Below are 12,584 nucleotides of genomic sequence, written 5' to 3' on the forward strand. Positions count from 1 at the left end.
GTAAAATTAATTAAGTAAGAATATGTCGTCACATTACGAAGCACCGATAAGAGAGCCTTTGGTTATTGGAGAAAAGTCCTACCATGACATAAGTGTAGATGTAGGAGCTCCGGTTCTGGGAAGGGCCAATAAATCTTGGTGGATTGTTTTTTCTATTGCCTTAATTGCATTTCTATGGGGATTAGGCTGTATCATCTATACCGTGTCTACTGGTATTGGAGTTTGGGGTCTTAATAAAACTATTGGATGGGCTTGGGATATTACCAACTTTGTTTGGTGGGTAGGTATCGGTCACGCCGGAACCTTGATTTCTGCCGTATTGCTTCTTTTTAGACAAAAATGGAGAATGGCAGTAAACCGTTCTGCAGAAGCAATGACTATTTTTGCGGTTGTGCAAGCTGGTCTGTTCCCTATTATACACATGGGGCGACCTTGGTTGGCATATTGGGTGTTACCAATTCCAAACCAATTTGGTTCGCTTTGGGTGAACTTTAACTCGCCATTACTTTGGGATGTTTTTGCTATCTCTACTTATCTTTCGGTATCGTTAGTTTTCTGGTGGACAGGTTTGCTTCCCGATTTTGCGATGTTGCGAGATCGTACTACAAATGATTTTCAGAAAAAAATATATAGCTTGCTTAGTTTTGGCTGGAGTGGGCGTGTAAAAGATTGGCAACGTTTTGAAGAAGTTTCTTTGGTTTTGGCAGGTTTAGCTACTCCGTTAGTACTTTCTGTACACACCATTGTATCTTTTGACTTTGCTACCTCTGTAGTTCCTGGTTGGCATAGTACCATTTTCCCTCCATATTTTGTGGCAGGTGCTATTTTCTCCGGCTTTGCAATGGTTCAAACTTTACTAATCGTAATGCGTAAAGTATCACATTTAGAAGAGTATATTACAGTTGTTCATATAGAATATATGAATAAAGTTATCTTAGTTACCGGTGGTATCGTTGCTGTTGCCTATATAACGGAGTTTTTTATAGCCTGGTACTCTGCTACTTCCTATGAGAATTATGTTTATTTATCGTTTGGAGCGGCTACCGGACCTTACTGGTGGGCCTTTTGGGCGCTTATTACTTGTAACTTTATAGTGCCATTAACTCTTTGGGTAAAAAAGCTAAGAAGAAATATATTATGGACGTTTATAGTAGCATTAATTATTAATATAGGAATGTGGTTTGAGCGTTTTAATATTATTGTGGTAGATCTTAGTAAAGGCAGAACACCATCTGGGTGGGCTTTATTCTCACCTACTTTTGTAGATATTGGTACATTTATAGGTACAATAGGGTTCTTTTTTGTGCTTTTCCTACTTTACGCAAGAACCTTCCCGGTTATTGCGCAGGCAGAGGTAAAAACTATACTTAAATCTTCTGGACAAAGATTTAAGCAACTCAGAGCTCAATATGGCGATGATTATCATATAAAGCAAGTAGAGCAATATCCTGCTTCTGGAGGTCCGGCAGCCAATACTGCGAAGGACCGTAACGATGAAGCAGATTTTGATTCTCTTTCAGACAATGAGCCAAAAGATAACGAGCAAAATAACGCGCACAAAGACACGGTTCATGCAGATGCTTTGGCAAACGAAGAGCAGAAAGAACGTATAGATAAAATGCTAGAACGTATTGGTACGTTTAACCCAGCTACGCAAAATGAAGACGACCTAACCAAAATTGATGGTATAGGGCCGCTTATGGAACAAAAACTTCATCAGTTGGGTATTTATACTTTTAATCAAATAGCAAATATGACATCAAAAGATTACGCGCTTTTAAACGAAATCATTGACGATTTTGATAATGCAGCAGTACGCGATAATTGGACAAGTCAGGCAATAAAACTTAAAAACAACTAGTATGGCAGCAAAGGTTATACATGCGCTTTATACGGATGACGATTTGTTAATGCAAGCTGTCAAAACAACACGCGCAGAAAATTATAGTATTTTAGAAGTGTTTACCCCATTTCCTGTCCACGGTTTGGATAAAGCTATGGGAATTGCACCTACAAGACTTGCAATCACATCTTTTATTTATGGATTGGTTGGCTTCTTTGTGGCAATTTGGATGATGAATTTTATGATGATTCAAGATTGGCCGCAAAATATAGGTGGTAAACCAAGTTTTACGTTTTTTCAAAATATGCCGGCCTTCGTGCCAATTATGTTTGAATTAACAGTGTTTTTTGCTGCCCATCTAATGGTTATTACATTTTATTTAAGAAGTAGATTATGGCCATTTAAAAAAGCTGAAAACCCTGACGTAAGAACCACCGATGATCATTTTTTGATGGAAATAGCGGTGGCAAACCACAATGTTGACGATTTATCAGATTTCCTTTCAAGGACGGGAGCCGTAGAAATTAAACTAATTAACAAATAAACCCTATGAAAAGTTTATTTAAAATAACACTTGTTTTAGTAATAGCACTTAGTCTGAGCTCCTGCTTTGACGAAGATCATAGAAACTACGAGTATTTTCCTAATATGTATGAGCCTATAGGTTATGAAACTTACGGAGCCTACGATATTTTCTTAAACGAGCAGGAAGCCAAGTTGCCGGTAGAAGGTTCTATTCCTAGGGGTTGGATGCCTTATTCTTATGAAGATAATTTAGATGGTTACGATAAAGCTAAAGCGGAATTGAAAAACCCCTTACCTTATACAGAAGAAAACGTAAATGAAGGTCAAGCTTTATTTACATTGTACTGCGCAATTTGTCACGGCGATAAAGGTAATGGAAAGGGTACGCTGGTAGAGCGCGAGAAGATATTAGGTGTTCCTTCCTTTGATGATGCAGGTAGAGCTATTACAGAAGGTAGCGTTTATCACGTGATGTATTACGGTCTTAATACTATGGGATCTTATGCTGCGCAAACAAGCGAAAAAGAACGTTGGCAAATAGACCATCATGTGATGGACTTAAAAGCCGAATTGGAAGGAGGTTCTAAAAGAGAATTTTTGACAGAAGAAGAGGCAGACCAATTTAGAAATAACAACGCACGTTACAAAAGAGTTTTTGGTAATGCTTTTGGTAATAGTATAGAGCAAAATTTCGATAAGGAAAAAACAGTTACCAAAAACGACACAACAACGAAGTAAATCAAGAATAAACCGTATTATATATTTTAGTATGTACAAGCTATCTGGTAAATTAAAATTATTCTCTATCATCTTTATGGTAGTAGGTGCTTTAGGATTAGGTTATGGCTTTTTAACCGCTCCTTCAACCACAGAAGATGTTGAAGAAATATTAGCATCGCACGAAGCACACGACGAAGGTCATTCTACACACGAGGCGCAATCTCATGAAGATGAAGCAGGTTTTGTAGACAAAGCAAGAGGTGAACAGGGCTTTGCCGAAAATGCAATGTCGCAAGAAGAAGAGCATCATCACGAAAGCCATTTAAAACACGTATTGCATCAAATGCAAGCAAAACCTTGGTCTGCAATATTTGTATCGGCTTTCTTTTTCTTTATGATTGCTCTAGGCGCCTTGGTGTTTTACGCAGTTCAATATGCATCATCTGCTGGCTGGTCTCCAGTATTGTATAGAGTTATTGAAGGTATTACAGCCTATTTGTTACCAGGATCTATATTTGTTTTCTTGATTGTTATTTTTGCCGGTACACATTTCTTTCCTTGGCAAGATGCAGAGTTGGTTGCAGAAGATGAAATTTTACAAGCTAAATCAGGTTATCTCAATTTCCCATTCTTCGTAATTCGAGCAATTATATATTTGGTGGGTTGGAATCTCTATCGTCATTTCTCAAGAAAATATTCCTTAAAGGAAGCAAGCGGTTCTAATAACGAGTTTTATAAGAAAAATTTTAAAGCAGCTGTTTTCTTTTTAATTTTCTTTATGATTACCGAAAGTATGATGGCTTGGGACTGGTTTATGTCTATGCAACCACACTGGTATAGTACTTTATTTGGGTGGTATGTATTTGCAACAATGTTTGTGACAGCTATTACAGTGATAGCTTTAGTAACTATTTCATTAAAGAAATTAGGTTTCTTAGACTTTGTTAACGATAGTCACTTACATGACTTGGCAAAATATATATTTGCGTTCAGTATATTTTGGACTTATCTTTGGTTCTCACAATTTATGTTGATATGGTATGCAAATATTCCAGAAGAAGTAACTTATTTTATTGTTAGAATTCAGGAATACGGCTTTTTATTTTGGTTTATGTTGGTACTTAATTTTGTATTTCCAATATTAATGTTGATGAATAGTGATTATAAACGTGTACCTTGGTTTGTAGTAATGTCTGGTGTAGTGGTGCTAATAGGACACTTTATTGATGTTTTCCTATTAATCACACCATCTGCCGTAGGTCCGTATTGGTCTTTTGGAATTACAGAAATAGCTGGTATATTGTTCTTTTTAGGATTGTTTGTCTTGGTTGTAGGATCTGCTTTAGGGAAAGTATCTCTAAGACCACGTGGCAACCCTTTCATTAAAGAGAGTGAAAATTACCATTATTAAGAAATAAATTAGTTTTAAAGAAGATTTATAACAATGACTGTATTTTTAATCATAATAGTAATAGCGCTTCTAGGAGTTACCTTTTGGCAGATGTCGAAAGTATTACAATTGTCTAAACCTAAACATACAGACGATTCTCAGATCGCTAATAATGAAGACAACAGAAAGCAAGCCTATATTCTCATAGCCTTTACGGTTTTTCTTTATGGCTTAATGCTTTATAGTTTCTGGAACCATTCTAGTTATTACTTACCAGAGGCGGCATCAGAACACGGAGAAAGCTTTGATAATTTAATGATGCTTTCAATCGTGATTATCATGATCGTACAGGTTATCACTCAGTTTTTGTTGCATTTCTTCGCTATTAAATACAGAGGAGAAGAGGGTAAAAGAGCGCTGTTTTACGCAGATAATGATAAATTAGAATTTATTTGGACTATTATTCCTGTTATTGTATTAGCTGGCCTAATTATCTATGGTTTGTTTACTTGGTCAGATATCATGAATTTTGACGAAGATGAAGATGTCATGGTGGTAGAGATTTATGCCTATCAATTTGGTTGGAAAGCACGATATGCCGGTCAAGATAATGTTTTAGGAAAAGCTAACGTGCGTTTTATCGAAGGTAAAAACACATTAGGAGTTGACGAAAGTGATACTTATGCAGAAGATGATAAAATAACTTCTAAGCTGCACTTGCCTGTAAATAAGAAAGTTTTGTTTAAATTTAGATCACAAGACGTATTGCACTCTGCTTATTTTCCTTTCTTTAGAGCGCAGATGAATGTTGTGCCGGGTATGATTACACAATTTAGCTTTACCCCAACTATCACTACAGAAGAAATGAGAACGTCAGAATATATGACAGAAAAGGTAGAAACCATTAACGAAATTAGAGAGGAAAGAAGTGAAGATTTAATGGCGAAAGGAGACGTAGCTTTAGATCCATATGAGTTCGATTATTACCTATTATGCAACAAGATTTGTGGTATTTCACATTATAATATGCAAATGCAAATAGTAGTAGAAGGCGAAGAAGATTTTCAGCAATGGTTGTCAGAGCAAGCAACTTTTGAAGAATACATGAAAGATTAATAATAACGGTAAGTAGTTTTTAAAAGAAATTTATATAAATAGATATGTCAGCAACAGCAAACGCAACTTTAGCACACGATCATCACGCACATGATGATCACGGACATCATCATAAAGAAACCTTTATAACCAAGTATATTTTTAGCCAAGATCATAAAATGATTGCTAAACAATATCTTATTACAGGTATTATAATGGGAATTTTGGGCATACTTATGTCCGTGCTCTTTAGAATGCAATTGGCCTGGCCAGAAGAATCTTTTGTGATTTTTAAATGGTTGTTAGGTGAGAAATATGCGCCAGATGGTGTTATGACGCCAGAAGCTTATCTTGCTTTAGTTACCATTCACGGTACAATAATGGTATTTTTCGTTTTGACGGCTGGTCTAAGTGGTACTTTTAGTAACCTTCTAATTCCTTTACAAATTGGAGCGCGAGATATGGCATCTGGTTTTCTAAATATGCTGTCTTATTGGATATTCTTTATATCCTGTGTAATTATGTTAAGTTCGCTTTTTGTTGAGTCTGGCCCTGCCTCAGCAGGTTGGACAATCTATCCGCCGTTAAGTGCCTTGCCGGAAGCAATTCCTGGTTCAGGAACTGGGATGACTTTATGGTTAATTTCTATGGCATTTTTTATCGCACAATCTTTATTAGGCTCTTTAAATTATGTGGTTACTGTAATAAATCATAGAACCAAAGGTATGTCTATGACAAGATTACCGCTTACCATTTGGGCTTTGTTTATTACTGCAATTATTGGTATAGTGTCATTCCCAGTTTTATTATCGGCAGCTCTAATGCTTATAATGGATAGGTCTCTTGGTACTTCTTTCTTTCTTAGTGATATCTATATTCAAGGGGAGGTATTGGCTCACCAAGGCGGTTCACCGGTATTATTTGAGCATTTATTCTGGTTTTTAGGTCACCCCGAAGTATATATTGTTATTTTACCGGCAATGGGTATTGTATCAGAGATTATGTCTACAAACGCCAGAAAGCCAATTTTTGGTTACCGTGCTATGGTAGCTTCTATTTTGGCAATTGCTTTCTTATCTACAATTGTTTGGGGACACCACATGTTTGTTTCTGGTATGAACCCGTTTTTAGGGTCAGTGTTTACCTTTACAACGTTATTAATTGCAATTCCTTCTGCCGTAAAGGCATTTAACTGGATAACCACGCTCTGGAAAGGTAATCTTCAGATGAATCCGGCTATGCTATTTTCTATTGGCTTTGTTTCTACTTTTATAACTGGAGGTCTAACGGGAATTATATTAGGAGACAGTACTTTAGATATTAACGTGCACGATACATATTTCGTTATTGCACACTTTCATTTAGTAATGGGGATTTCTGCCATATATGGATTATTAGCCGGCGTATACCACTGGTTCCCAAAAATGTTTGGTAGAATGATGAATAAAAATTTAGGTTATGTACATTTCTGGATAACCGCAGTAGCGGCCTATGGCGTGTTTTTCCCAATGCACTTTATTGGCTTGGCAGGACTTCCTAGACGTTATTATACCAACACAGCATTTCCATATTTTGATGATTTAGCAGATACTAATGTGTTAATTACGGTATTTGCAATAATTGCAGCAGCAGCACAAGTAATCTTCTTGTACAACTTTATTGCAAGTATGTTTTACGGAAAAAAAGCAACACAAAACCCTTGGAATGGTACTACATTAGAATGGACAACTCCTGTCGAGCATGTTCACGGAAACTGGCCTGGAGAGTTACCAACCGTTTACCGTTGGTCGTATGATTATAGTAAACTTAACAAAGAAGAAACAGATTACGTTTTACCGGGACAAGACTTTGTACCACAAAACGTACCGCTTCAAGAACACGAAGAAGAGCTTAATCACTAAGTAATAAAACATATAATTTCAGTAAAAAGCCTTTTCTAATTTTTAGAAAAGGCTTTTTCTTTATCTTTGTAATTATGAACGAAAACCTAGACCCAACAGGCGAAAGTTTCTCTCCGGAAGAGTTTGATATAGAAAGAGCCTTACGGCCGCTAAGTTTTGATGACTTTGCAGGACAAGAACGGGTATTAGAAAACCTAAAAGTTTTTGTACAGGCAGCCAATCAAAGAAATGAAGCTTTAGACCACACGCTTTTTCACGGCCCGCCGGGCTTAGGAAAAACTACCCTGGCCCATATATTGGCAAACGAGCTTAACGCAGGAATTAAAGTAACCTCCGGTCCGGTTTTAGACAAACCCGGAGATTTGGCCGGTTTGCTTACCAATTTGGGCGATCGCGATGTGTTGTTTATAGACGAAATTCATAGGTTAAGCCCGGTTATAGAAGAATATTTATATTCTGCTATGGAAGATTTTAAAATAGATATAATGATAGAAAGCGGACCCAACGCGCGTTCGGTTCAAATAGATCTTAATCCGTTTACATTAGTCGGGGCTACTACGCGTTCAGGATTATTGACGGCACCAATGCGTGCGCGTTTTGGTATTTCCAGTAGGTTGCAATATTATTCTACAGAATTGCTTTCAGATATTTTACAACGTAGCGCCGGTATTTTAAACGTTCCCATGAATTTAGATGCTGCTATAGAAATTGCCGGAAGAAGTAGAGGAACCCCGCGAATTGCCAATGCACTTTTAAGACGTGTTCGGGATTTTGCACAAATAAAAGGCAACGGGAAAATAGATATGGAAATTTCTAAATTTAGCCTCGAAGCCTTAAATGTTGACGCAAATGGTCTGGACGAGATGGATAATAAAATCCTTAGCACGATAATAGACAAATTTAAAGGCGGTCCGGTTGGTATTACCACTTTATCAACAGCCGTAAGTGAAAGCGCCGAAACCATAGAAGAAGTCTACGAGCCTTTTCTCATTCAGGAAGGTTTTATTATAAGAACGCCGAGAGGTCGTGAAGTAACCGAAGCCGCTTATAAGCATTTAGGAAAAACCAGACATAATTCTCAAGGCGGACTTTTTTAAAAAACTTATTTTGAGTCATAGGCATAAATCAGAATTGTAGAACCAAGAAAACATACTTTTTTGACTAATCCAGAAAAATATACCAAATTCATTAAAGACAAAGCCAAAGAATTGGGTTTTTTGTCCTGTGGTATTAGTAAAGCAGTATTTTTAGAAGAAGAAGCACCGCGTTTAGAGCAATGGCTGAAAGAAAACCGGAATGGCAAAATGCAGTATATGGAAAATTTTTTTGATAAGCGCTTAGATCCTACCATCTTGGTGCCAGGTTCTAAAAGCGTGGTTTCTTTGTTACTGAATTACTTTCCGGAAGAAAAACAACGCCAAGACACCTATAAGATTTCTAAATATGCTTACGGTCGTGATTATCATTTTGTGATAAAAGATAAATTAAAAACGCTTTTAGATTATATTCAAGAAGAGATTGGCGAAGTTAGCGGACGTGCTTTTACAGATTCTGCACCAGTATTAGACAAAGCTTGGGCGGCAAAAAGCGGCTTGGGATGGATTGGTAAAAACTCTAACCTTTTATCTAAAAAAACGGGCTCTTTCTTTTTTATTGCAGAACTTATCATAGATCTCGATTTAGAATACGACACGCCGGTTACAGACCATTGCGGTAGTTGTACTGCCTGCATAGACGCTTGCCCCACAGGCGCTATTTACGAACCTTATCGGGTAGACGGCAGCAAATGTATTTCTTATTATACCATCGAGTTAAAAGATGCGATTCCGCAAAGCGAAAAAGGAAAATTTGAAGATTGGATGTTTGGCTGCGATATTTGCCAAGATGTTTGTCCGTGGAACCGTTTTTCGCAACCCCACAACGAACCACTTTTTAATCCGCATCCTGATTTATTAGAATACAGCAAAGCAGATTGGGAAGACATTACCAAAGAAACCTTTGGGCAAATTTTCAAGAAATCTGCCGTAAAACGTACAAAATTTAGCGGTTTGCAAAGAAATATAGAATTTTTAAAAAGCTAAGTTTTTAGTATTACAACTTCTATGTTACCTTTGTTAGTCCGCAAAATAAAAAACTATGAGCAACCACGAAGAACGCAAGAGAAGAGAAGCTTTAATCTACCATGCCAAACCTATACCCGGCAAAATAAAAGTGGTGCCTACCAAAAAATATTCTACCCAACGGGACTTGGCTTTGGCATATTCGCCTGGCGTGGCAGCACCTTGTTTAGAAATTGAAAAAGATTTAAATAATGCCTATAAATATACCGGTAAAGGTAATTTGGTTGCAGTAATTTCTAACGGAACCGCGGTGTTGGGCTTGGGGGACATTGGTCCCGAAGCTTCTAAACCCGTAATGGAAGGTAAAGGTTTGTTGTTTAAAATTTTTGCAGACATAGATGTTTTTGATATTGAAGTAGGTACTAAAGACATAGATTCTTTTATAGAAACCGTAAAAAATATCGCTCCAACTTTTGGCGGAATAAATTTGGAAGATATTAAAGCTCCCGAAGCTTTTGAAATAGAAAGAAGACTTAAAGAAGAATTAGATATTCCCGTAATGCATGACGATCAGCACGGGACGGCGATAATTTCGGCGGCAGCCTTATTAAATGCTTTAGAAATTGCAAACAAAAATATAGAGGAAGCCAAAATGGTTATTTCCGGAGCCGGTTCTGCGGCTATTGCTTGTGCAAAGCTCTACGTCTCTTTAGGGTTAAAACCCGAAAATATTATCATGTTCAACAGTAAAGGTTCTTTGCAAAAAGACGACCCGAAATTGTCGGAAATGCAAAAAGAATTTGCTTCCGAAAAGAAATATAAAGATTTGGCAGATGCGGTCAAAAACGCCGATGTTTTTGTAGGACTTTCCGTGGGCGGAATACTTTCTGCAGATATGCTTAAAACCATGGCCAAAAACCCGGTGGTTTTTGCAATGGCCAATCCTAACCCGGAAATAGAATACAAGCTTGCCGTAGATACTAGAGACGATGTTATTATGGCCACCGGCCGAAGCGACAATCCAAACCAGGTAAATAATGTGTTAGGTTTCCCTTTTATATTTAGAGGAGCTTTAGATGTTAGGGCAACCAAAATAAACGAAGAAATGAAACTGGCTGCCGTAAAAGCTTTAGCCAATTTAGCGAAAGAACCGGTGCCAGAACAAGTGAATATAGCCTACGGCGAAACAAAAATGAATTTTGGCAGAGAATATATTATTCCAAAACCATTTGATTCTCGTTTGCTTACCGTGGTGCCACCGGCAGTTGCAAAAGCTGCTATGGAGAGTGGCGTTGCCAAAGAACCAATAGAAGATTGGAAACGCTACGAAGACGAGTTATACGAACGCCAAGGTGGCGACAATAAGATTACACGCCTATTGCTAAACCGAGCCAAAACCAATCCGAAGAAAGTGGTTTTTGCAGAAGCAGATCATTTAGATGTGATGAAAACCGCTCAAATTGTACACGACGAGGGTATTGCTATTCCTGTACTTTTGGGTAGAAGAGAGGTTATTGAAGAGTTGATGCAGGAAATCGAGTTTGAAGGCAAAGGCATTAGCATCATAGATCCAAAATCTGATGAAGAAAAAGAGCAACGCGATAAATTTGCTGAAATATTTTGGCAATCTCGAAAACGCGACGGAATCACGCTTTACGATGCACAAAAATTAATGCGGGAGCGCAATTATTTTGCCGCCATGATGGTAAACGAAGGGCAAGCAGATGCTTTGCTTTCGGGTTACTCCAGAGCTTATCCTTCTGTGGTAAAACCAATGTTAGATTTAATTGGTATGGCAAAAGGCGTTTCTCGAATTGCCGCTACCAATTTGATGAATACTTCCCGCGGCCCATTATTTATAAGCGACACTTCCATAAATATAGACCCGGACGCTAAAGATTTGGCACGCATTGCGCAAATGACGGCCTACACCGTTAAAATGTTTGGTTTAGAGCCGGTAATGGGTATGATTTCTTACGCCAACTTTGGTTCTTCCGAAAAGCCTAGTGCCAGCAAGGTAAAAGAAGCTGTGGAATACTTGCATAAAGTATGTCCTGATATTTGTGTAGACGGAGAGCTGCAAGTAGATTTCGCATTGAACAAAGAAATGCTTCAAAATAAATTTCCTTTTTCAAAATTAGTAGGTCGCAAAATAAACACCCTTATTTATCCTAATTTAACCGCAGCAAATAGCACCTATAAGTTACTGAAAGAATTAAACAATACAGATTCTATAGGACCAATTATGATGGGCTTAAACAAACCTGCACATATTTTACAATTGGGTGCCAGTGTAGAAGAAATGGTAAATATGACGGCAGTTGCGGTAGTAGATGCACAAGAGAAAGAAAGAAAGAAAAAACCAGAGATGCATATTTAACGTTTGTAAGCTTTAATTCGCTATGGTTAAAATTTTTACATCTTAATTATTTTCCTACATTTGAAGCTTTAACTTTTGGTTAACTTATGATTACACACCTAAGGGGGAAATTAGTAGAGAAAAATCCTACAGATATTATTGTAGAATGTGGCGGAGTAGGATATTTTTTAAATATTTCTTTGCATACCCACGCCTTGATTCCCGAACAAGAAAATATCTTTATTTTAACTTATTTACAAGTTAGGGAAGACGCTCAAACCCTTTTCGGATTTATGGAGAAGGCAGAGAGAGACTTGTTTGTAAAGCTAATTTCGGTTTCAGGAATTGGTGCAAGTACAGCGCGTACAATGTTGTCATCACTTTCTCCTGCACAAATTATCGAGGCCATAACTACAGAAGATGTGCCTACCATAAAAAGCGTAAAAGGCATTGGGGCAAAAACTGCACAACGTGTAATTATAGACCTAAAAGATAAACTGGGAGCGGTAGAAGATGTAAACAAAATATTAACATCTCAGGGCAATACCCATAAAGAAGAAGCGTTATCTGCATTAGAGACGCTCGGATACACCAAAAAACAATCGGATAAAATAGTTAAAAAGGTGGTTTCTGAAAATCCCGATGCAAGCGTTGAAACTATAATAAAGTTGGCACTTAAAAACCTTTAGAT

General features: G+C 37.5%; 10 protein-coding genes. All 10 read left to right on the top strand.

Translation table 11 applies throughout. The annotated features are described in order from the left end of the window. Positions 1–22: 22 nt before the first annotated feature. Complete coding sequence (nrfD, locus tag FKR84_RS03700; protein WP_141420853.1) at positions 23–1,861, top strand: NrfD/PsrC family molybdoenzyme membrane anchor subunit; 1,839 nt, start codon at positions 23–25, stop codon at positions 1,859–1,861. 1 nt (position 1,862) lies between these two features. After that, positions 1,863–2,387: a DUF3341 domain-containing protein gene (locus FKR84_RS03705; RefSeq protein ID WP_141420854.1), complete on the top strand. Its 525-nt coding sequence runs from the start codon at positions 1,863–1,865 to the stop codon at positions 2,385–2,387. Positions 2,388–2,392: 5 nt separating this feature from the next. Then, positions 2,393–3,106: a c-type cytochrome gene (locus FKR84_RS03710; RefSeq protein ID WP_141420855.1), complete on the top strand. Its 714-nt coding sequence runs from the start codon at positions 2,393–2,395 to the stop codon at positions 3,104–3,106. Positions 3,107–3,137: 31 nt separating this feature from the next. Further along, the gene (locus FKR84_RS03715) at positions 3,138–4,499 is read left to right on the top strand and encodes a quinol:cytochrome C oxidoreductase (RefSeq protein ID WP_141420856.1); all 1,362 of its coding nucleotides are present in this window, start codon (positions 3,138–3,140) and stop codon (positions 4,497–4,499) included. 33 nt (positions 4,500–4,532) lie between these two features. Then, positions 4,533–5,594 (top strand): cytochrome c oxidase subunit II, encoded by a 1,062-nt coding sequence (locus FKR84_RS03720; RefSeq protein WP_141420857.1) that lies wholly within the window; start codon positions 4,533–4,535, stop codon positions 5,592–5,594. A 44-nt stretch (positions 5,595–5,638) separates the two neighbouring features. Next, entirely contained in the window at positions 5,639–7,474 is a 1,836-nt protein-coding gene (locus FKR84_RS03725) for a cytochrome c oxidase subunit I (protein WP_141420858.1), read from the top strand. A 74-nt stretch (positions 7,475–7,548) separates the two neighbouring features. Beyond that, positions 7,549–8,571, top strand: a complete 1,023-nt coding sequence (ruvB, locus tag FKR84_RS03730) for a Holliday junction branch migration DNA helicase RuvB (RefSeq protein WP_141420859.1) — start codon at positions 7,549–7,551, stop codon at positions 8,569–8,571. A 60-nt stretch (positions 8,572–8,631) separates the two neighbouring features. Continuing rightward, complete coding sequence (gene queG, locus FKR84_RS03735) at positions 8,632–9,555, top strand: tRNA epoxyqueuosine(34) reductase QueG (protein WP_141420860.1); 924 nt, start codon at positions 8,632–8,634, stop codon at positions 9,553–9,555. Between the two features lie 55 nt (positions 9,556–9,610). Further along, positions 9,611–11,914 (top strand): NADP-dependent malic enzyme, encoded by a 2,304-nt coding sequence (locus tag FKR84_RS03740; protein WP_141420861.1) that lies wholly within the window; start codon positions 9,611–9,613, stop codon positions 11,912–11,914. 86 nt (positions 11,915–12,000) lie between these two features. Further along, positions 12,001–12,582, top strand: coding sequence for a Holliday junction branch migration protein RuvA (gene ruvA / locus FKR84_RS03745; protein WP_141420862.1), 582 nt, complete (start codon positions 12,001–12,003; stop codon positions 12,580–12,582). The last annotated feature ends 2 nt before the right edge of the window (positions 12,583–12,584 follow it).

It is taken from the genome of Haloflavibacter putidus, from assembly GCF_006546625.1.
GTDB classification, from domain to species: domain Bacteria; phylum Bacteroidota; class Bacteroidia; order Flavobacteriales; family Flavobacteriaceae; genus Mesonia; species Mesonia putida.